The organism is Pectobacterium parvum (assembly GCF_020971565.1).
GTDB lineage: Bacteria > Pseudomonadota > Gammaproteobacteria > Enterobacterales > Enterobacteriaceae > Pectobacterium > Pectobacterium polare.
This window is the reverse complement of sequence record NZ_CP087392.1, coordinates 1354379-1377154: the sequence shown is the minus strand read 5'-3', so window position 1 is coordinate 1377154 and position 22776 is coordinate 1354379. Positions and strand designations below refer to the sequence as shown.

Here is a 22776-nt window from a genome sequence, read left to right as displayed (position 1 = left end):
CTTTTCGTCAGCTAGACGGTTCTGGCTTGCTGACCAGACTTTCAAGCGACGGCAATGCACCGTTATAGTGTTCCAACGTAATCGACACTGCAACCGTTCCGCCTTTATCCGCCGTAAAGTTCCCCGCGGTGCTCACTTCAATCGTCGGTGAACCATGATTATCGGTGATGCGAATATAACGGCTGATATCGGTGCCTTCCTCCAGTTCGCCAACCAGATCGCTTAAATCAATCCGGTCACCTTCTTTGGCATTGAAGTCTTTGATCACATCGTTGCCGATGTCACCAGCCTGCCACTTAAAGGTATCCGCACCCGCCCCGCCGATGAGCGTATCGCCCCCCGCGCCGCCAATCAGGATGTCGTCTCCGCTGCCGCCGTAGAGCAGGTCATTTCCCGCCCCACCGTAGAGGGTGTCATTTCCTCCCTGACCGAAGAGGATATCATCCCCTGCGCCGCCATTGAGTATGTCATTCCCCCCTTTCGACGACGACAGATCAAACTCTGAACTGTGCGCAGCAATATAGTTATGCATGTCTTTCGTCGTCGGGACGCCCGTTTGCATGCCTAATTGTTTGCCGATGTAGTTCTGTAAAGCCGCAATGCCGTTACCGTCGATATTAGGGAACGACACGACATCGCCAAACAGCACATCATCATTATACGTGCCGGACATCGTGTCATTGCCCGCCGCACCGACACTCAGCCCATACTGTTCAGCACCTTCCGCCGAATAGCCGGTCGCCGTATCGTGGTTGCCCATTTCTGTCGATGTCGCCTGCGCCACGACATTCAATTTACCCGCATCAGCCGGCACCTCAAGCGTGATTTTCCCGGCTAACGTCAGGGCGTTGTGCGCATTTTGAATCAGGTACGAACCATCAGCACCGACGGTATATTTCACGTTATTAATCTGGTCGGTCAGCACCGTTCCCGTTGGGATCCCCGTCAACCTAATCCCTGACAGCGTTTCGCTACCGTCGCGGTCGGTCAATGCCGCGGAAACATCGAGCGTATAAGTCTGTTTTCCCGCCTGACCGGGGACTTTTTCCACCGTCGCGCTATTGGTTCCGGGGGTATACGTCGATCCATCGCTGTAGATCACGCCTTCAATATTGTTGCTAACCTGCCTCGTAAACGAGCCTGACTTGCCACTGCTATCGGTATAATTAACCTTCAGCCCATCCAGCGTGTTGACCGACGTATTCGCATTGTTGTTGGTGCTATAGGTCGCGTTATAGGTATAGCCCGTTTCCTTGATAACGAAAACGTAGTCAGAATGCGCGTTGCTGCCGTTATTGGTGCGGTTACCGTTGAATGAATCCAGATCGCGGTGATCCTTACGATCGGCCGCCCAGTCGCTCTGACGATAAAAATAGCCGCTGTTGGAGTGCACAACGAAGATATCGCTGTAATTGCCATCCCCGCTGGTATTGCCCTGACTGTAGTACGCCACCTTCCCGTTGCCGACTACGGTAGGGACCGAATCCCCCTCGGTCAGCCAGACGCGAACGCCGTTACCCACCGCGACAATTTTTCCGTTCTGCACGTCAAAGCCACCGTTCGCGCTTCCCCCATTCACCTTAATGACTTCCGCAGAAGCTTGCGTCGTGGTCACGCTGGAGGTGCTCAGGCTCACAACTGGCGCATCGGCGACTGGCGTAATACCAATGTGCAGCGCGGCTTTATCGCCCGTGTTCCCTGCGCTATCGACAGGTCGGTAAGCAATGTCCCCCAGCGCGGCGCCAGAGACATTACTCGCTGGCGTAAAGCGTAGATCGGTGGTGCCAGCCGTAAAGGATTGTCCAGCGGTGACCGCTTTCCAACTCCCGTTATCATTAAAATAGAGCGTGCCAGCGGCAGCAGGCGGCAGAGACGAAATCACGATGCTGGTGGTATCGCTCGATACACCCAGATCGCTCCAGCCAATGTGCAACGGCGTGTCTTCCGTACCAGACACCGTGTTGTTGTGTGCGGCTGGCGGCGTAACATCCATGATAGCCTGACTGTTATCATGCGCTTGATTACCTGCCGCATCGGTTGCCGTCGCCCCAGCAGTAATCTTGCCTTCCGCTAACGTACTCAGATCGACATTCGTCTGCCATTTTCCGTTCGTCACGGGCACGTCATGCAGCGTAACCGACTTACCATTCACATCGGTAAAGACCAGATCGACCTTCTTCTCGTTGCTGGTGCCGCTGACCTGAGTGTTTTTCGACTCACTCTGGCTGACATAGCCATCGTTACCCGCGAAATTCGTAATATCAATTTCTGGTGCGGTCGTATCCACGCTGTATGCATGATGGGTATTCGCCGTAGTGGCATTCCCGGCGGTATCACGCGTGGTCACGCTGGCGCTAATGTCACTGTTAGCCGCCAGTACCGCACCGGGAACATTCACACTCCAGGTTTTACCATCCGTATTGACGGTGGTCTGGTAGGTCTCGGTGCCAATTTTTACCGTAACGCTATCGCCCGCCCTAACCTCATTACCGACTTTTCCGGTAACAGGGATCGTTTGTCTGGATTCATTAGCGTTAATGACGTTATCGGACGTGACATTGTCGATAGAGATCGACGCAACCGGTGCAACTGTATCCACGCCGTAAGTGTGGCTGGTGTTCGCGGTGGTGGCGTTACCTGCCGTATCGCGCGTCGTGACCGTCGCACTCACATCGCCATTCGCCGCCAGCACCGACCCCGGAACGTTGACGCTCCAGGTCTTGCCGTCAGTATTGATCGTCGTCTGGTAGGTCTCGGTACCGACTTTCACGGTAACCGCATCACCGGCTTTGACTTCATTGCCCACCTTGCCAGTGACCGCAATCGTCTGGCCGGATTCGCTGGCGTTAATCACGTTATCTGACGTGACATTGTCGATAGCAATCGAGGCTACTGGTGCAACGGTGTCCACACCGTAAGTGTGGCTGGTATTCGCGGTGGTGACATTGCCTGCTGGATCGCGTGTGGTGACTGTCGCACTCACATCACTATTCGCGGCCAGCACGGATCCCGGAATATTCACGCTCCAGGTTTTACCGTCGGTATTCACCGTCGTCTGATAGGTTTCCGTACCGACTTTGACAGTGATCGCGTCGCCCGCTTTGACTTCATTGCCCACCTTGCCAGTGACAGCAATGGTCTGACCGGACTCGGTCGCGTTAATCACGTTATCGTTGGTGACATTATCAATAGCAATCGACGCCACAGGTGCAACGGTATCCACGCCGTAAGTGTGCGAGGTATTGGCCGTGGTGACATTGCCCGCTGGATCGCGAGTAGTGACCGTCGCACTCACATTACCGTTTGCTGCCAGCACCGCACCCGGAACATTCACGCTCCAGGTTTTGCCATCGGTATTCACCGTGGTCTGGTAGGTTTCGGTGCCGACTTTGACGGTAACGCTATCGCCCGCTTTGACTTCATTGCCCACCTTGCCAGTGACCGCAATCGTCTGACCGGATTCGCTGGCGTTAATCACGTTATCGCTGGTGACATTATCAATAGAGATGGACGCCACCGGCGCGACGGTGTCCACACCGTAAGTGTGACTGGTATTAGCGGTGGTGACATTGCCGGCGGTATCGCGCGTGGTCACCGTCGCACTCACATCGCCATTCGCGGCCAGCACCGAACCGGGAACATTGACACTCCAGGTTTTGCCATCGGTATTCACCGTCGTCTGGTACGTTTCCGTGCCGACTTTCACGGTAACCGCATCGCCCGCTTTGACTTCATTGCCCACCTTACCGGTGACCGCAATGGTCTGACCCGATTCGGCCGCATTAATCACATTATCGCTGGTGACATTGTCGATAGAGATCGACGCCACTGGCGCAACGGTATCCACACCATAAGTGTGATTGGTATTGGCAGTGGTGACGTTCCCTGCGGTATCGCGTGTGGTCACCGTGGCACTCACATCACCATTCGCTGCCAGCACGGCTCCCGGAACATTCACGCTCCAAGTTTTACCGTCGGTATTCACCGTGGTCTGGTACGTTTCGGTACCGACTTTAACCGTAACCGCATCACCCGCTTTCACTTCATTACCAACCTGACCGGTCACGGCAATCGTCTGACCCGATTCGCTGGCGTTAATCACGTTATCGTTGGTGACATTATCAATAGAGATCGACGCCACAGGTGCAACGGTATCCACGCCGTAAGTGTGCGAGGTATTGGCCGTGGTGACATTGCCCGCTGGATCGCGTGTCGTGACAGTGGCACTCACATCGCTATTGGCTGCCAGAATCGAACCGGGAACATTGACGCTCCAGGTTTTGCCATCGGTGTTTACCGTGGTCTGATAGGTCTCGGTGCCAACAGTAACGGTGATGGCATCACCCGCTTTCACTTCGTTGCCAACCTGACCGGTGACCGCAATCGTCTGTCCGGATTCGGTCGCATTGATCACGTTATCGGACGTGACGTTATCGATAGAAATCGACGCGACCGGCGCAACCGTATCCACGCCGTATGTGTGATTAGTATTCGCGGTGGTGGCGTTACCCGCAGTATCGCGTGTCGTGACAGTGGCGCTCACATCGCCATTGGCGGCCAGCACCGATCCCGGAACATTGACGCTCCAGGTTTTGCCATCGGTATTCACGGTGGTCTGGTAGGTCTCGGTACCGACTTTGACGGTAATGGCGTCGCCCGCGTTGACTTCATTACCGACCTGACCGGTCACCGCAATGGTCTGACCGGATTCGCTGGCGTTAATCACGTTATCGTTGGTGACATTATCAATAGAGATCGACGCCACACGTGCAACGGTATCGACACCGTAAGTGTGACTAGTGTTCGCAGTCGTGACATTGCCTGCGGTATCGCGCGTGGTGACCGTGGCGCTCACATCACCGTTTGCTGCCAGCACCGATCCCGGAACATTCACGCTCCAGGTTTTACCGTCGGTATTCACCGTCGTCTGATAGGTCTCGGTACCGACGGTAACGGTAACCGCATCACCCGCTTTCACTTCATTACCAACCTGACCGGTCACGGCAATCGTCTGACCCGATTCGCTGGCGTTAATCACGTTATCGTTGGTGACATTATCAATAGAGATCGACGCGACCGGCGCAACCGTATCCACGCCGTATGTGTGATTAGTATTCGCGGTGGTGGCGTTACCCGCAGTATCGCGTGTCGTGACAGTGGCACTCACATCACCATTGGTAGCCAGCACGGATCCAGGAACATTGACACTCCAGGTCTTGCCATCGGTATTGACGGTGGTCTGGTAGGTCTCGGTACCGACGGTAACGGTAACCACATCACCCGCTTTCACTTCATTACCAACCTGACCGGTCACGGCAATCGTCTGACCCGATTCGCTGGCGTTAATCACGTTATCGTTGGTGACATCATCAATAGAGATCGACGCTACTGGCGCAACGGTGTCCACACCGTAAGCGTGGCTGGTATTGGCGATGGTGACATTGCCTGCCGTATCACGTGTGGTGACTGAAGCAGAGACATCACCGTTAACAGCAAGTACAGATCCCGGAACGTTCACGCTCCAGGTTTTGCCATCCGCATTGACCGTCGTCTGATAGGTCTCTGTGCCGACGGTAACGGTAACCGCATCGCCCGCGTTGACTTCATTACCGACCTGACCGGTCACCGCAATCGTCTGACCGGACTCGGTCGCATTAATCACATTATCGCTGGTGACATTGTCGATAGAGATCGACGCCACAGGCGCAACCGTATCGACACCGTAAGTGTGACTGGTGTTCGCAGTAGTGACATTGCCTGCCGTATCGCGGGTGGTGACAGTGGCACTCACATCGCTATTGGCTGCCAGAATCGAACCGGGAACATTGACGCTCCAGGTTTTGCCATCGGTATTCACGGTGGTCTGGTACGTGTCCGTGCCGACGGTAACCGTAACCGCATCACCCGCTTTCACTTCATTACCAACTTTCCCCGTCACCGCTATCGTCTGACCGGATTCGGTAGCATTGATGACATTGTCAGCGGTGACGTTATCGATAGTAATCGATGCGGTTGGCGCAACGGTGTCCACACCGTAAGTGTGGCTGGTGTTCGCAGTAGTGACGTTACCTGCCGTATCACGTGTCGTGACCGTGGCACTCACATCGCCATTCGCTGCCAGCACCGCCCCCGGTACGTTGACGTTCCAGGTCTTGCCATCGGTATTCACCGTGGTCTGGTACGTCTCGGTGCCGACGGTAACCGTAACCGCATCGCCAGCTTTAACGTCGTTATCGACTTTACCCGTCACGGCTATCGTCTGGCCGGACTCGGTCGCATTAATCACATTATCGCTGGTGACATTGTCGATAGAAATCGACGCCACAGGCGCAACCGTATCGACGCCGTAAGCGTGGCTGGTATTGGCGGTGGTGACATTGCCTGCGGTATCGCGTGTCGTGACCGTGGCACTCACATCACCATTGGTAGCCAGCACGGATCCAGGAACATTGACACTCCAGGTCTTGCCATCGGTATTGACGGTGGTCTGGTAGGTCTCGGTACCGACGGTAACGGTAACCGCATCGCCCGCTTTCACGTCGTTATCGACTTTACCCGTCACGGCAATCGTCTGACCCGATTCGCTGGCGTTAATCACGTTATCGTTGGTGACATTATCAATAGCAATCGACGCCACCGGCGCGACGGTATCGACGCCGTAAGTGTGGCTGGTATTCGCGGTGGTGACATTGCCTGCCGTATCACGTGTCGTGACCGTGGCACTCACATCACCGTTTGCTGCCAGCACCGACCCCGGTACGTTGACGTTCCAGGTCTTGCCATCGGTATTCACCGTGGTCTGGTACGTCTCGGTGCCGACGGTAACCGTAACCGCATCGCCAGCTTTAACGTCGTTATCGACTTTACCCGTCACGGCTATCGTCTGGCCGGACTCGGTCGCATTAATCACATTATCGCTGGTGACATTGTCGATAGAGATCGACGCCACAGGCGCAACCGTATCGACGCCGTAAGCGTGGCTGGTATTGGCGGTGGTGACATTGCCTGCGGTATCGCGTGTCGTGACCGTGGCACTCACATCACCATTGGTAGCCAGCACGGATCCAGGAACATTGACACTCCAGGTCTTGCCATCGGTATTGACGGTGGTCTGGTAGGTCTCGGTACCGACGGTAACGGTAACCGCATCACCCGCTTTCACTTCATTACCAACCTGACCGGTCACGGCAATCGTCTGACCCGATTCGCTGGCGTTAATCACGTTATCGTTGGTGACATCATCAATAGAGATCGACGCTACTGGCGCAACGGTGTCCACACCGTAAGCGTGGCTGGTATTGGCGATGGTGACATTGCCTGCCGTATCACGTGTGGTGACTGAAGCAGAGACATCACCGTTAACAGCAAGTACAGATCCCGGAACGTTCACGCTCCAGGTTTTGCCATCCGCATTGACCGTCGTCTGATAGGTCTCTGTGCCGACGGTAACGGTAACCGCATCGCCCGCGTTGACTTCATTACCGACCTGACCGGTCACCGCAATCGTCTGACCGGACTCGGTCGCATTAATCACATTATCGCTGGTGACATTGTCGATAGAGATCGACGCCACAGGCGCAACCGTATCGACACCGTAAGTGTGACTGGTGTTCGCAGTAGTGACATTGCCTGCCGTATCGCGGGTGGTGACAGTGGCACTCACATCGCTATTGGCTGCCAGAATCGAACCGGGAACATTGACGCTCCAGGTTTTGCCATCGGTATTCACGGTGGTCTGGTACGTGTCCGTGCCGACGGTAACCGTAACCGCATCACCCGCTTTCACTTCATTACCAACTTTCCCCGTCACCGCTATCGTCTGACCGGATTCGGTCGCATTGATGACATTGTCAGCGGTGACGTTATCGATAGTAATCGATGCGGTTGGCGCAACGGTGTCCACACCGTAAGTGTGGCTGGTGTTCGCAGTAGTGACGTTACCTGCCGTATCACGTGTCGTGACCGTGGCACTCACATCGCCATTCGCGGCCAGCACCGCCCCCGGAACGTTCACGTTCCAGGTCTTGCCGTCGGTGTTTACCGTGGTCTGATAGGTCTCGGTGCCAACAGTAACGGTGATGGCATCGCCCGCTTTGACTTCATTACCGACCTGACCGGTCACGGCAATGGTCTGACCCGATTCGCTGGCGTTAATCACGTTATCGTTGGTGACATTATCAATAGAGATCGACGCCACAGGTGCAACGGTATCCACGCCGTAAGTGTGCGAGGTATTGGCGGTGGTGACGTTACCTGCCGTATCGCGCGTCGTCACCGTCGCACTCACATCACCATTGGCTGCCAGCACAGATCCCGGAACATTCACGCTCCAGGTCTTGCCATCGGTATTCACCGTCGTCTGGTAGGTTTCAGTACCGACTTTGACGGTAACTGCATCGCCCGCTTTGACTTCATTGCCAACCTGACCGGTGACGGCAATCGTCTGACCGGATTCGGTCGCATTGATCACGTTATCGGACGTGACGTTATCGATAGAAATCGACGCGACCGGCGCAACCGTATCCACGCCGTATGTGTGATTAGTATTCGCGGTGGTGGCGTTACCCGCAGTATCACGTGTGGTGACTGCCGCACTCACATCACCATTCGCTGCCAGCACGGATCCCGGAACGTTGACGCTCCAGGTTTTGCCATCGGTATTGACCGTGGTCTGGTAGGTCTCGGTACCGACGGTAACGGTAACCGCATCACCCGCTTTCACTTCATTACCAACCTGACCGGTCACGGCAATCGTCTGACCCGATTCGCTGGCGTTAATCACGTTATCGTTGGTGACATTATCAATAGAAATTGAGGCAACAGGGGGCAAAGTATCGACCGTTACCGCTTCACTTCCACCCGTGCCAGGAATGCCCGCAGCATTGGTGTAGCTGCCGTCAGGAATGCTGAGACGGACTTCTCCCTCAAAATTGGCGGCTGGCGTCAATGTCGCCGTCCAGCGAGTCGGATCGTTAGGATCCTGTACCAGATTCGTTATTGAGCCATTTGTTACGGTGATATCACTGAGGTCAAAACCAATAATCGGTTTTGTGAAGACGAAACTTACTGTGCCATCACTGTTTATGACAATGGTGACAGAAGGCGGAGTGGTATCGGTGGTATCCGTTGCCGCAGCCAGCAACGTGGATGAATCTACGCCATCCAGAACGGACGAGGCCCGGTCAGTAAACGATAGGCCCGCGGTATCATAACCAATCGGGGTCGTAACGACCTCGGCTGTCAAATTCAGAACTACCGTTGGATTGAAATGCCCACCGCCGCCGTCACCCGCTTCTCCGGTGTCGTCATTACCTGCGGCAGTCGCTTCTAATACTTGTGTTGGGTCGGTGCCCTGAGCGATGGCATCTTGTATAGCAGCGACATCATCGGCGACATCCGCACTGGCCTGAGAGGACGCGTTGCTAACATCGCTCCAGCGGCTATCACGCCCCAAATCCAATGTTTTGCCATCCGGTAATGTGATTGAAACCGCGCCATTAGCGCCGGTTACCACTTCTTCACCGCTGTAAACCCGATCGCCAGCAACTAGCAGTCTCTGGCTTCCATCAAGCGCGACGATAAATGCTTGTCCAATAACGAACTTAATGACACCAATCACACCATTCAAAATACTTTCTCCTTGATATCTATAATTATTTTTATAATGCGGCGATATTGCGGCTATAGATTTTTGCTATCATCCTGATAAGGTTGATTTGCTGTGTGTCTTCCTGACATTTTATGAAAAAAAGCGTTACGATAGTGCTGTCGTTATGCGTCAAACGCTTGACTCAATGACCGATATAATAAAAAATTCGGAATATTCTTTCCAGAACTTTACTCATTTAGAGTAAGCCTTATTTTTACCGCATTAAGGCACTTCAGGAATGAAATTAACATATTGATATAAAAGAAATAAAACCAAGTCAATTCGTTAAGCGTTTATATAACACTCAAGCACTTTAATAGGAATAATCACAAATAAAGTTTTTGTGAAGGAAAACTGCTGATGATGCGTAGATACCATTTTGCTTTATTACCTTTTATTACCATTTTTTCCACAACGACGTATGCCGAGACGATTCAGGAAGCAATAAAAAGCACGCTTTATACGCATCCTGAAGTAAGCGCCTCTATTAATAGTCGTTTTTCTGCCGAACATGATTTACGTGCGGCAAAAGGCGGATATCTCCCCTCCATCACGCTAAGTGCAGGCGTTGGACGCGAAGAGACCGATAGCCCTTCAACACGCGCCAGCACCAATAAGCGCGTTGAGCTCAGCCGCCAGGAATCGAGTATCAATCTAAGCCAGACGGTGTTTGATGGTTTCGCCACCTCCAGCGAAGTGGGCAGACAACGCGCTACGGTCAATTCACGCGCCTATAAGGTATTAAATACCAGTGAGGCGACGGCGTTAGATACCGTTCAGGTCTATCTCAGTGTGCTGCAACGTCAGGAATTTGTCCGTCTGGCGGAAGCCAACCTTGCAAGCCATGAGCGCATTTACGATCAAATCAGGCTTCGCAGCGAACAAGGCGTTGGGCGATTGGCCGACCTGGATCAGGCCGAAGCACGTCTTGCACAGGCCCGTAACAACGTGCTGACAGAAAAAACCAATCTGGACGATGCCAAAATCAACTACATGAGCATTGTGGGTAAAGTACCAGAGAATTTGGTGATGCCCAATGCGTCTGCGATCAAACTCCCCGCCTCGCTGGAAGACGCGCTGCGCATCATGCTGGCTAACAGCCCAGCGCTGAAATCCGCTGAGTCAGATATTGAAGCCACTCAGCAGCAATATGAGACGTCAAAATCAACGTTTTACCCACGCCTCAATGTTGAGCTCTCTCGCACGATGGATAACAACGTTGACGGGACGCGCGGTCAAAATAATGAGTGGCAGGCGATGCTGCGGATGCGCTACAACCTGTATGAAGGCGGTAGTAGCAAAGCCAACATGGAATCAAAAGCCTATCAGGTAAAAGAAGCACAGGATGTCCGAAATAATGCACTGCGCCTGCTGAGCGAAGAACTCAAGTTAGCCTGGTCAGCGTTAAATAACTCGCGTCAGCAGTTGCCGATTGCCGCTGAATATGCCGACCGTAGTATGAAAGTGCGTACCGCCTATCAGAAGCAATTTGGTCTGGGAGAAAGGACGTTGCTGGACCTGCTGGATAGCGAGAACGAGCTGTTCACCGCACAGCGCCGCCTAGTCGAGGTTCGCTTCACCGCCCTCTATACCGAATACCGGATCGCATCCCGTATGGGAGAGCTATTAAACCGTTTGGCTATCCCAGCGCCTGATGCCGGTACCAGCTTGACCAACGTCACCACCCAAGCAGAGTTGCCGAGCCTTAATTAATATATTTCATTGGTCAGACGGCGATAAATTATGCTTTATATGCGGGGAATTACGTTGCGTAAGGGAACGTTTAGTTAAATGAAGTTGCATTCAGTACAAGAGACAAAGGGTTCTGATAAATCAGTTAACCAGGAGTCTATCGTCCAAGAGCCTGTTGTTCACGAGTCGACTGTTGTTCATGAATCGACTGTTGTTCATGAATCGACTAGTGTTCATGAATCGACTATTGCCCATGAGCCGTCGATCGTTCATGAGCCTATCGTTAATGAAAATAGTGACCCTCGCAGCCGTCATGACGATCCCTTATTGGATAGCTTGCTGATCCTCTGCACCTTGCAGGGGAAATCCGTCAGTCGTACCACACTCACCGCGGGGCTCCCCTTAGCCAACCAGCGATTATCGGTAAAATTGCTCCCAAGAGCCGCTGCACGCGCGGGTTTGCAAGGGCGCATCCTCAAACGTTCTCTGAATAAAATTTCCGAGATGTCGCTCCCCGCGATGTTGCTGTTACGGGAAGGACGTGCGGCGATTCTGCTAGGCTGGAACGCTGATGGCAGCGCGCGTCTGATGCCCAGTGAAACAGAAGGCGGGGAAATTTCCGTTGAGCACAATACGCTGCAACAGAATTACCTCGGTCTGGTGATGTTTGCCCAACCTCGTCATCAGTTCGATCTGCAAAATCCGTCGCTGATCCCCCGAACAAAATCCTGGTTCAAAGATACGCTGAAGCTTTCGCGTTCGCTCTATCTCGATGCCATCCTCGCCAGTTTGCTGGTGAACATTATCGCGCTTGCCACGCCGCTGTTCGTGATGAATGTCTATGACCGCGTTGTGCCCAATCAGGCAACGGCGACACTCTGGGTGCTGGCTATCGGCGTGACTGGCGCTTTTGTTTTCGATTTGATACTCAAAACGCTGCGCGGCATTTGCCTCGATATGGCGGGCAAAAAAACCGACCTGATTATTTCTGCCACGTTATTTGAACGCATTACCGGCATGTCGATGAAGGCCCGACCACCGCGGGTTGGTAGCTTTGCACAGAATATTCATGAATTTCAGTCGCTCAGAGATTTCCTTTCTTCACTAACGCTGACGACATTGATCGATTTTCCTTTTACGCTGCTTCTGCTGCTGGTTATCGGCATCATCGGCGGCCCGCTGGTCTGGGTTTCCATACTGGCCTACCCTATCGCCCTGCTGGCGAGCTGGGCGATGCAAAAACCGCTGTCCGCCACCATTGAAAAAACGATGCACCTTGCCAGTGAACGGCAGGCTACGCTGATCGAAACCTTGAGCTGTCTGGATGCGATTAAGGTCAATAATGCGGAAAGTGAACGGCAGCACCAGTGGGAACAGACCATTGGCAGCCTGAGCAAGCTGGAAATGCGAGCCAAGGCACTGTCTTCACTGGCGGTAAACCTGACGCAGTGGTTCCAGCAATTTGCCGGCGTTGCCATGATTGTCGTCGGCGTCTATATGCTGATTAACGGCAAACTCAGTATGGGTGGGCTGATTGCCTGTTACATGCTGAACGGCAGAGCGCTCATGCCGTTGGGCCAGCTGTCTGGGCTGGTCAGCCGTTACCAGCAAGCGCGTTTGACGATGCAAACCACCGAACAGATGATGCAGTTACCGCAGGAGCGTAGCGATAACGAACGCCCGCTGAAGCGCGAGAGCATCCGGGGCGGTATCGAATTTCGCGATGTGACGTTTAATTACCCAGAACAAAAAACCAGTTCGCTGCAAGGCATCAGCCTGACCATCTCGCCCGGTGAAAAAGTGGGCGTCATTGGCCGTAGCGGCTCGGGAAAAAGCTCGCTGCAAAAACTGATCGTAAACCTCTATCAGCCTAATACCGGTAATATTCTGATCGACGGCGTCGATGCCCGTCAGCTGGATGTCAGCGATTTACGCCACAATATCGGCTATGTCCCTCAGGATATTCAGCTATTTAGTGGCTCGCTGCGCAATAACCTGATTAGCGGCGCACGCTATGTTGAAGACGAAGCCATGTTGCGAGCCGCAGAAATTTCAGGGGTGAACGAGTTTGCTCGTCTGCATCCCGATGGCTATAACCTTCAAGTTGGTGAACGTGGTCAACAACTCTCCGGCGGGCAGCGTCAGGCTGTCGCGATAGCCAGAGCGCTGCTGCTCGATCCGCCGATTCTGGTGTTGGATGAACCCACCAGTTCGATGGATAACACCAGCGAAGACCGACTAAAGCAAGCTCTGGCCCCTGTGATTGCAGAGAAAACGCTCTTGCTGGTCACCCATCGGGTTTCCATGCTGGCGCTGGTCGATCGTTTAGTGATTGTCGACAGAGGTAAAATTATTGCTGATGGGCCGAAAGCAATCGTGATGGATGCGTTGAAGAAGGGGCAGATCAATGCGTCTCGGTAAATATATCAAACGAATTAAACGGTATTTTGTCGGCGGAGATGAAGAGAGCCTGCAAACGATGCCAGAAGTGAGCCGGGCAATGGCCGAGGATTCGCCACGTTCTATTCGCTTCACGCTGTGGGCTATCGGTGCTTTTTTCCTGTTTTTCATCCTGTGGACCGGGCTCGCGAATATCGATGAAGTCACTCGCGGCGATGGTAAAGCCATCCCCTCTTCCCGGCTGCAAAAAATCCAAAACCTGGAAGGCGGCATTATCACGGAAGTGTTTATTCGTGAGGGACAAGTCGTCAATGCAGGCGATCCTTTGCTGCGCCTTGATGATACTCGCTTTGCCTCCAACGTCGGTGAAACCGAAGCCGATCGGCTTGCGCTGCTGTCGCGAATTGAACGCCTGAACGCCGAAGTCAGCGGTCAAGAGCTCGTGCTTTCCGAAGAAATCACGACGCAAGCACCTAAAATCGCAGCAGGAGAAAAAGAGCTTTATAACAGCCGCCGCCAGCAACTGCATAATGAGATATCCGGTCTGGAAGAGCAGTTGATCCAGCGCCAGCAGGAACTGCGGGATTTCTCAGCCAAGGAGATTCAGTTCCGCAACAGCCTTGGTCTGCTCCAGCAAGAAATTAAAATGTCAGAGCCGCTGATCGCGGAAGGCGCAATTTCTAAAGTGGAAGTTTTACGCTTGCGCCGTGCTGAAGTCGAAACCCGTGGCCAGCTTGATTCCATCAAACTGTCCATTCCGCGGGCGGAGTCTGCGATTAAAGAGGGCGAAAATAAAATAGAGGAAACGCGTAGTCGCTACAAAAGCGAGGCGTTATCTCAACTTAGTGAAGCACAAACCAGCCTAAACAAAATTGCAGCCACGGGTAAAGCGCTCGAAGATCGGGTAAACCGAACGCAGGTCGTCTCCCCTGTTCGCGGTATCGTGCAGCAGGTTCTGGTGAATACCATCGGGGGAGTGATTCAACCGGGTAGCGATCTGGTAGAAATTGTTCCACTGGATGACAAGCTGTTGGTCGAAGCTAAAATTCGCCCTCAGGATATTGCGTTTTTACACCCAGGTCAGGATGCCATCATAAAATTGACGGCCTACGACTACACCATCTATGGTGGCCTAAAAGGTCAGTTGGAACAAATCAGCCCGGACACCGTCACTGATAAAGAAGGGAACAGCTTTTATATTATTCGCTTACGGACTGATAAGAATTATTTAGGTTCAGCCGATAAACCACTTCTTATCATTCCAGGCATGGTGGCCTCTGTTGATATAATCACGGGTAAGAAAACTATCCTCAGCTATTTGTTAAAGCCGATTATCCGGGCAAAAGCAGAAGCACTACGAGAAAGATAATAAAAAAGGCGCTCGACAGAGCGCCTTTTTTATTTCATTTATCAATGCTCGTTCATGCTGTGATAAATCTGAGTCTGACTACGCCCCATGGCTTTAGCTTGGTACATGGCGGAATCGGCATTAATTGCCAGCGTCAGAGAATCGGAGCCATGTTCTGGATACAGCGCAATACCGATACTGCACGATATATCCAGTTTTTTCCCATTGATCTCAAATGGTTTGTTCAGTGCGTTGTGGATTTTATCTGCAACATAGAGTGTATTATCAATTTCCTTAATACCCTGAAGCAGAATAATAAACTCATCACCGCTACGGCGATATACCGTATCTGAATCTCGAACCGCACCACGCATACGTGCAGCCGCTTCTTTTAATAGCAAATCGCCAACAGCATGCCCAAACGAGTCGTTTATTTGTTTAAATTTATCGAGATCCAGGAACATCAGCGCGATCTTTCTACCCGTTTGTTTCGATAATAGAATCGCCTGCTCCATCTGCTCAGCAAACGTCAGGCCATTAGCTAGTGACGTTAATGAGTCATAGTGCGCCAGCTGCCGATAGTGTTCCTCGCTGCGCCGCAGCATATCAATGGCATGATATCGCTCTATGGCGATCGCAATCAGCTGTGCAGATTTCTCGATAGAGAAAATTTCCTCTTCAGTCGGGACATACACTTTACGGTGGTAAACGCTTAAAACACCTAATATTTCTTTGTTCTGACCAATGATAGGTTCAGACCAGCAGGAGCGCAGCCCAGCATATAATGCGAGCCCTTTATATAAAGACCAATGCGGATGCACGGAAATATCATCAGCGATTACGCGTTTTCCGGTATGGGCTGCTGTACCAAAAGAAGCCACACCATCGGCAATTTTCACGTTATGAATGGCATTTTTATAAAAACCTGGCAAGCTCGGCGCCGATCCAAGCGTCAAACATTTCTTTTCTTTATCAACGAGCAGTACAGAACAAACAATACGACCTGGGTTTTTTTCCTCAACGCTGAAAATTATCGCATCCAGGATATCCTTCAGAGGCGCGCCGCTTGATAACAGCTCCAACGCACGATTGTATGAATTATCATGATGTTCCTGCGATTTCCGCTCTGTAATATCTAGTTTAATGCCGACATACTGAGTCGTGTTACTCGCCTTATTATATATTTTAACGATATTGGCCTTTTCCCAATACAATTGCCCATCTTTACGCCGGTTAACGAACTCACCGCTCCAAACATTACCTTTATTTATGGTAGCCCACAGATCTTCATAGACGCTGGCGTTGGTCATGCCGGAGTTTAATATATTCGTTTTTTTGCCAATAACTTCATCCGGCATATAACCAGACATGGTAATAAACTGGCGATTGACGTAAATAATTTCACAATTTTCATCTGCGATCATAATTGAGGCAGGGCTATATTCCATCGCAAAAAAAGTCATGTTGAGGAAGTCTTGTTTTTTCTGCTCAGTTTTAAACTTTTGTTTAATTTTTCTATTTTTCACAGAAGAAAACAATAACAATAACAACAGTAGGGTTATTATAATTTCATACACAATAACACTCTCCTCAGGCCCGAGTGGTCCTGATCGTACAAATCACAACGCTGATGCGAAAAATCCCAGTAACAAGCCCCTACCCCGTAAATTTTCAGGATGGGTGCACTTCCGGAGAGCAGAAAGGATGAAAGAAAAAACGCTCCATGAAGCAGGAGTGTTTAGAAACATAACAACGTAAGCATAAAGCCCTCGCATATGGCTGTGCGCAGATAAAAACAACAAATTCAAAAGAGTATCTTAATTTAATAGTAGTAATTGTTCGGGTTATAAGCTTCTCTAATGGAATAAAAGAATATTCCTAAGGGTACATGGCGATATATTCTGAACATCAAATTTTTGTAAGCAAATCAATTATACCAATAAGTATCATTGTTTTAATCAATAAAATCTATCACAAAGTGATTTTTGATCGTTAACAGTAAACATTATATTTTTTTACCATTAAAAATCAAATAATTAAAAGAAAAAAATAAAATCATTAACGTAAGCGTCTGATTATATATGCCATAATTTGATGCAAAATCCGTTGTCCTTCTCCCTGTTGTTTTGTTGAAACAAAACACTCTCATAACAAATAAAAAAAAATTAAACAACAAAAATAAAACAAAATACAGCATTATACCTCGAGAATTAGCAGAGAAAGGAAGTCTGTTAGTAAGGTTAAATTTTGTACAGAAATGAGATGTTAGGAAATATAATGAATTAATATGAAGGAACAGCATGGATGGGCATACAACCGTACTCTACTGTGCAACATGATAGCCTAAACAACAAGTTATCACCTAAAGTTCAAACTTTAATGTCTCAAAATTCTCAAACGGCTGAGGGCGCGAGAGGTAGTATCCTTGAGCAGCATAAGCATGTGATGCCTGAACAATGGCCCACTCTTCCTGTGTTTCGATTCCTTCAATGACCACATAATTGCAAAAACGCGATAGTAAAGCGATCAGCGCAGGGAAAACGGTTCTTCCTTCACCACTTTGTTGCAGGAGAATGAAGAGCTCACGCGCCACTTTGATACAATCATACTGAGCCAGCATGAGTGATGAAAAATTCGCCATGCCGCAGCCGAAATCATCCAGCCACAGTGTTTGTGCTTCAGGGAGCTTAGTTAAAATTTCTTTTGGCAGCCCTCCCTGATTTTCGACCATTTCAAAACGAATCCAGGGCATTGCGGCAATCAGGCGTTTAGCTTCCAGATTATTTTGTAACGCAAGTAACGTCATTCCATCAATGTTGACGGAGGCAAAAAGATCGTCACGAGTAAATCGAAAACTCCACTGAGATAAAAGTTGCAGTTGTTCTACAATAATTAGAAGGCGGGTTTCAACATCAATATTCGCGAAATATTTTTCAGGAGAGATGAACTTTTGCGGCAGGGTAGGAGAAAAAACGGAAGTCAGTAACTCAATAGCCATCAATTTACCTGATGTTCGGTAAATGGGCTGAAAAGTATACCGCCGTTGGCATTGGTGCCAGTAATCAGCGCCTAATGGCTCTGCGTCTCCCTGTTGGAAAAGTCCTGCCCCAACCTGATTAAAATGACCTTCCTGCTGCACTATGAGTTCCGCCATTAAACTGACACTATTAGTTATAAAATTATATCATACAGACATGCACCGTCATCGACTCTCCAGATGCAAACGTCATCGCAATACCGATTAAATCAATGTCCATGATATTACAAAAATAAGTGGTTCAATATCACAACTAAATTTATTTAAATTGTAAATCAATAAATTAAAACCCAAGAAACACAGTCGCACTGGCTGATTCATAGAGTTTAAAGGATAGGTATAAAACCAATTTAACGAACAGATGGTAATTTTACCCTGTAACCTCACTATTTATGCTGCCAATAGGTTGCATGCTGAAGGCCTCCGAAAACACGCGAAACCCGCAGTAAACAGCCTCGGAAGAGAGGTACATCGAAGATAGGAGAAACCGATTTACCAGTATATTCTCCATCAATGACAGTTACGCGTGTTTAAACGAGCATCAGCGGGTATAATCTGCGCCCTGTTTGTAAGGTAGAAGAACATCATGGCGTTACTCATCACCCATAAATGCATCAACTGTGACATGTGTGAGCCCGAGTGTCCTAATCAGGCTATTTCCATGGGCACGGACATTTATGAAATTGACACCACCCTCTGTACCGAGTGCGTTGGCCACTACGACACCCCGACGTGTCAGAAAGTCTGTCCGATCGACAATACGATCGTCAAAGATCCAAACCATGTTGAAGGCAATGAGCAGCTGTGGGAAAAATACGTGCTCATGCACCATGCCGACAGGATTTAAGCATCCTTTTACGAACGATCAGCTTTCGATAATCACTGTCGCACAGGCATAGCGTCTTTCGTCAGCCAGCGTCACATGGGCGTGTCTGACGCCCATCTGTTCAGCCAGCTCTGCCGCTTTAGCAAAAAACCGCAGGCAAGGTTTACCCAGTTCGTCATTAAAAACCTCAAACTGGTTGAACGCGAGCCCGTTACGGATTCCGGTACCAAAGGCTTTTGCGGCCGCTTCTTTCACGGCAAAGCGCTTGGCGAGGAAACGAACAGGCTGCTGATGCTGCTGATAATGCGCCCACTCAGCATCCGTCAGAATGCGGCGAGCCAATCGCTCGCCTGAACGCTCAATCACCGCGTCAATACGGGCGATTTCGACAATATCCGTTCCGAGCCCAAGAATTGCCATCAGCGGCGTGCTTCTCGCATCAGACTCTTCATTTCGGCAACAGCATCCTTCAGACCGGACATCACTGCACGCCCGATAATCGCATGCCCAATATTCAATTCATGCATTTCTGGCAAGGCAGCAATCGGCAGAACGTTGTGGTATGTCAGACCATGGCCGGCATTAACTTTAATCCCCTTCGCCGCCGCATAAGTCGCCGCATCACGAATGCGCTCGAACTCATGTTGGCGTGCTTCGTCATCTGGCGCATCGGCATACGCCCCGGTATGGATCTCGATATAGGGTGCACCGCTGGCCACGGCGGCATCGATTTGCCGCTTATCCGCATCAATGAAGAGTGAAACCAAGATATTAGCCTGACTAAGTCTGGCTACTGCGTTATCGATCTTTTCCTGCTGCCCCGCGACATCCAGCCCGCCTTCGGTTGTCACTTCCTGGCGTTTTTCCGGTACCAAACAGCAAAAATGCGGCTTCACCTCACAGGCGATGTCCAGCATCTCTTCCGTGACAGCCATTTCCAGATTCATACGGGTTTGGAGCGTCTCTCTCAGGATCCGCACATCACGATCCGTGATATGGCGACGATCTTCACGCAAATGTACGGTGATGCCATCAGCCCCCGCCTGCTCAGCGACAAAAGCCGCCTGAACGGGATCGGGATACGCCGTTCCACGCGCATTACGCAGCGTTGCAATGTGATCGATGTTAACGCCAAGCAGCAGTTCAGCCATGATAAATCCTCGGTAAAGTCATGCACGATACGTGGCAGTTTACACCGATGTCACAGCGTCAGGGTACTGAGGAGGCGGGATTATTTATCAGAAGATGCGGATTTGGACAAATTAGCAGCAGGAACGAACTGGCGGAATAGTTCACGACTTTTCAGCGGTTTTCCCCCCAGATAAGGCTTTAACGCGATACGGGTGAAACGCTTTGCCGCCTTCAATGTGCCGACATCTGGAAATTCACGCGACGCCAGCGAGCGTAACTCATGCCCGGTAAAGCTTTTATTATCAACAACCAGACTGGCAATAAATCCCCTTTCCTCTCGATACTGATAAGTCATGGTATCGGCCACGGGTTCACCGCTACCAGCACAATGCAGGAAATCAACGCCGTATCCCAGATAGCTTAACAACGCTAATTCGAAGCGTCTTAATGCTGGCTCGGGATAGGCATCTTGTGCAGCAAGATATTGTAAACAATGGAGATAATCGAAGAAAAGAGCGGAGTAATTGGTTTCATGTTCCAACACGCGAGACAGCAGTTCGTTAACGTATAAACCGCTATAAAGCATTGAGCCAGTCAGTGGTAGCGCGAGCGAGACAGGCTCAGCGCTGCGTAATGTTTTCACTTCTCCCCGGCCACTCCAGCGTACCAGCAGCGGAGTGAAAGGCTGTAAACAGCCTTTCAGGCTAGAGCGTCGGGCTCGCGCGCCTTTGGCAAGCACGCGAACTCGACCATCGCTTTCACTAAACAGATCCAGCAATAAACTGGTTTCACTATAAGGTCGCCCATGTAAGACAAATGCGCGCTGCCAGCCTTCCATCGGCGTGAACCTTACAGGTCTTCGCTATAACCCAAGCTGCGCAGGGCACGTTCGTCATCTGCCCAACCGGATTTCACTTTAACCCACAGCTCAAGGTGCACCTTGGCTTCGAACATCTCTTCCATATCCTGACGAGACTCGATACCAATGGTTTTAATTTTGGCACCTTTGTTGCCAATGACCATCTTCTTCTGACCTTCACGCTCAACCAGAATCAGGCCGTTGATGTCATAACCGCCACGCTCGTTCGTCACGAAACGCTCGATTTCAACCGTCACGGAATACGGCAATTCTTCACCCAGGAAGCGCATCAGCTTTTCACGGATAATTTCCGATGCCATAAAACGCTGTGAGCGATCGGTGATGTAATCTTCTGGGAAATGGTGCGTTGCCTGCGGTAAGTGTTTACGCACAATGCTGGCAATCGTATCGACATTCGTGCCCTTCTCAGCCGAGATTGGAACAACATCAAGGAAGTCCATCTGTTGGCTGAGGAACTGGATATGCGGCAGCAGCTTAGTTTTATCCGTGACGTTATCGACTTTATTGATCGCCAATAGCACAGGGAGTTTCTGATCGCGCAGCTTATTCAATACCATATCGTCGTCGTCGTTCCAGTGTGTCCCTTCAACAACGAAAATGATCAGCTCAACATCACCAATTGAACTGCTGGCAGCACGGTTCATCAGGCGGTTAATCGCCCGTTTTTCTTCAATGTGCAATCCCGGCGTATCCACATAAATAGCCTGATAAGGCCCTTCAGTGTGAATACCCATGATGCGGTGACGTGTCGTCTGGGGCTTACGTGACGTAATAGAAATCTTCTGCCCCAGTAATTGATTCAGTAACGTCGATTTACCGACGTTTGGTCGACCAACAATCGCGACAAAACCGCAGTGTGTCTGTACTTCGCTCATTCAAGCTCCAGTTTTTTCAACGCTTGTTCAGCCGCAGCCTGTTCGGCTTTACGACGGCTCGATCCTGTACCAATGACCGACTCACTAAAGCCGCTCACCTGACAGTGGATAGTAAACTCCTGATCGTGTGCTTCCCCACGAACCTGCACCACCAGATAGGCCGGCAGAGGTAAGTGACGCCCTTGCAGAAATTCCTGCAACCGCGTTTTCGGATCTTTTTGCTTATCGCCAGGACTGATTTCATCCAGACGCGTCTGATACCAGTTTAGGATCAAACGTTCGATAGTCTGAATGTCGCTGTCGAGGAAAATGCCGCCAATCAGCGCTTCGACCGTATCCGCCAGGATCGATTCACGACGGAAACCACCGCTCTTTAATTCACCGGGACCGAGGCGTAAGCACTCTCCCAGTTCGAATTCACGCGCGATTTCCGCCAGCGTGTTTCCTCGCACCAGCGTCGCTCGCATCCGACTCATGTCCCCTTCATCAACCTTGGGGAAACGATGATACAGCGCATTAGCGATCACAAAACTCAGGATGGAGTCACCCAGGAATTCGAGTCTTTCATTATGTTTGCTGCTGGCGCTACGGTGCGTCAACGCCTGTAACAAAAGCTCGTACTGCTGAAAAGTATAGCCCAGCTTTCTTTGTAAACGATTTATCAGAATGGGATTCATGTGTTACCAATAGATCAACGATGCGTCAAAAACAGCAGCATACGGAACAGCCCTGCTTACTAATTCGGTCAAAACTGTTTCGTTTGCATTGGCTCCCGTAAGGGAGCCTGCCTTTCTGCCCGTCATACTTCGCGTTGCCTGTGCGTTAGCGTGGTTCAAACGCTAACGTGTTGTCCTGCAACTCGTACTATTTAGGGCATGTTCTTTCAAAAAGAGCGTTACTGAAAATATTCTACAACGGACAGCATCAGAATGCTGCCT

General features: G+C 50.7%; 12 protein-coding genes. 4 read left to right on the top strand and 8 right to left on the bottom strand.

Translation table 11 applies throughout. The features are described from left to right. Window positions 1–7 precede the first annotated feature (7 nt). Window positions 8–9619: an Ig-like domain-containing protein gene (locus LOZ86_RS06130; RefSeq protein ID WP_230243152.1), complete on the bottom strand. Its 9612-nt coding sequence runs from the start codon at window positions 9617–9619 to the stop codon at window positions 8–10. 390 nt (window positions 9620–10009) lie between these two features. Here LOZ86_RS06130 and LOZ86_RS06125 point away from each other — a divergent pair, with 390 nt between their 5' ends. The 3 genes from LOZ86_RS06125 to LOZ86_RS06115 all read left to right on the top strand — a co-directional run bounded on the left by LOZ86_RS06125 (window position 10010) and on the right by LOZ86_RS06115 (window position 15110). After that, a complete protein-coding gene (locus LOZ86_RS06125) occupies window positions 10010–11362 on the top strand; it encodes a TolC family outer membrane protein (RefSeq protein ID WP_039514186.1) in 1353 nt (450 codons plus the stop codon). A 78-nt stretch (window positions 11363–11440) separates the two neighbouring features. Then, window positions 11441–13762, top strand: coding sequence for a type I secretion system permease/ATPase (locus LOZ86_RS06120; protein ID WP_039486655.1), 2322 nt, complete (start codon window positions 11441–11443; stop codon window positions 13760–13762). Continuing rightward, window positions 13749–15110, top strand: coding sequence for an HlyD family type I secretion periplasmic adaptor subunit (locus LOZ86_RS06115; protein ID WP_039514188.1), 1362 nt, complete (start codon window positions 13749–13751; stop codon window positions 15108–15110). The genes LOZ86_RS06120 and LOZ86_RS06115 overlap by 14 nt, the downstream gene beginning before the upstream one ends. A 41-nt stretch (window positions 15111–15151) precedes the next feature. Here the strand turns inward: LOZ86_RS06115 and LOZ86_RS06110 are convergent, their stop codons facing one another. Further along, window positions 15152–16666, bottom strand: coding sequence for a sensor domain-containing protein (locus tag LOZ86_RS06110; RefSeq protein ID WP_039486653.1), 1515 nt, complete (start codon window positions 16664–16666; stop codon window positions 15152–15154). Window positions 16667–17451: 785 nt separating this feature from the next. Beyond that, the gene (gene pdeH / locus LOZ86_RS06105) at window positions 17452–18243 is read right to left on the bottom strand and encodes a cyclic-guanylate-specific phosphodiesterase (protein WP_146754376.1); all 792 of its coding nucleotides are present in this window, start codon (window positions 18241–18243) and stop codon (window positions 17452–17454) included. 469 nt (window positions 18244–18712) lie between these two features. Here pdeH and LOZ86_RS06100 point away from each other — a divergent pair, with 469 nt between their 5' ends. After that, complete coding sequence (locus LOZ86_RS06100) at window positions 18713–18973, top strand: YfhL family 4Fe-4S dicluster ferredoxin (protein ID WP_072012422.1); 261 nt, start codon at window positions 18713–18715, stop codon at window positions 18971–18973. Window positions 18974–18991: 18 nt separating this feature from the next. On the opposite strand, the gene acpS is transcribed toward LOZ86_RS06100, so the two are convergent. The 5 genes from acpS to rnc form a co-directional block, all read right to left on the bottom strand. After that, complete coding sequence (gene acpS / locus LOZ86_RS06095; protein WP_039486649.1) at window positions 18992–19372, bottom strand: holo-ACP synthase; 381 nt, start codon at window positions 19370–19372, stop codon at window positions 18992–18994. After that, window positions 19372–20103, bottom strand: coding sequence for a pyridoxine 5'-phosphate synthase (gene pdxJ, locus LOZ86_RS06090; protein WP_039486647.1), 732 nt, complete (start codon window positions 20101–20103; stop codon window positions 19372–19374). Before pdxJ ends, acpS begins: the two co-directional genes overlap by 1 nt. 80 nt (window positions 20104–20183) lie before the next feature. Further along, window positions 20184–20921, bottom strand: a complete 738-nt coding sequence (gene recO, locus LOZ86_RS06085) for a DNA repair protein RecO (protein WP_039486645.1) — start codon at window positions 20919–20921, stop codon at window positions 20184–20186. Window positions 20922–20932: 11 nt separating this feature from the next. Next, complete coding sequence (era, locus tag LOZ86_RS06080) at window positions 20933–21838, bottom strand: GTPase Era (RefSeq protein WP_012822898.1); 906 nt, start codon at window positions 21836–21838, stop codon at window positions 20933–20935. After that, window positions 21835–22515 carry a ribonuclease III gene (gene rnc / locus LOZ86_RS06075; RefSeq protein ID WP_039486643.1) on the bottom strand — a complete coding sequence of 227 codons (681 nt, stop codon included), beginning with the start codon at window positions 22513–22515 and terminating at the stop codon, window positions 21835–21837. Before rnc ends, era begins: the two co-directional genes overlap by 4 nt. Window positions 22516–22776 lie beyond the last annotated feature (261 nt).

Bases quoted from the DNA above. Each gene is read 5' to 3' on its own strand.
- LOZ86_RS06125 (WP_039514186.1), top strand. From the start codon at position 10,010: ATGATGCGTAGATACCATTTTGCTTTATTACCTTTTATTACCATTTTT.
- LOZ86_RS06120 (WP_039486655.1), top strand. From the start codon at position 11,441: ATGAAGTTGCATTCAGTACAAGAGACAAAGGGTTCTGATAAATCAGTT.
- LOZ86_RS06115 (WP_039514188.1), top strand. From the start codon at position 13,749: ATGCGTCTCGGTAAATATATCAAACGAATTAAACGGTATTTTGTCGGC.
- pdeH (WP_146754376.1), bottom strand. From the start codon at position 18,243: ATGGCGGAACTCATAGTGCAGCAGGAAGGTCATTTTAATCAGGTTGGG.
- LOZ86_RS06100 (WP_072012422.1), top strand. From the start codon at position 18,713: ATGGCGTTACTCATCACCCATAAATGCATCAACTGTGACATGTGTGAG.
- acpS (WP_039486649.1), bottom strand. From the start codon at position 19,372: ATGGCAATTCTTGGGCTCGGAACGGATATTGTCGAAATCGCCCGTATT.
- pdxJ (WP_039486647.1), bottom strand. From the start codon at position 20,103: ATGGCTGAACTGCTGCTTGGCGTTAACATCGATCACATTGCAACGCTG.
- recO (WP_039486645.1), bottom strand. From the start codon at position 20,921: ATGGAAGGCTGGCAGCGCGCATTTGTCTTACATGGGCGACCTTATAGT.
- era (WP_012822898.1), bottom strand. From the start codon at position 21,838: ATGAGCGAAGTACAGACACACTGCGGTTTTGTCGCGATTGTTGGTCGA.
- rnc (WP_039486643.1), bottom strand. From the start codon at position 22,515: ATGAATCCCATTCTGATAAATCGTTTACAAAGAAAGCTGGGCTATACT.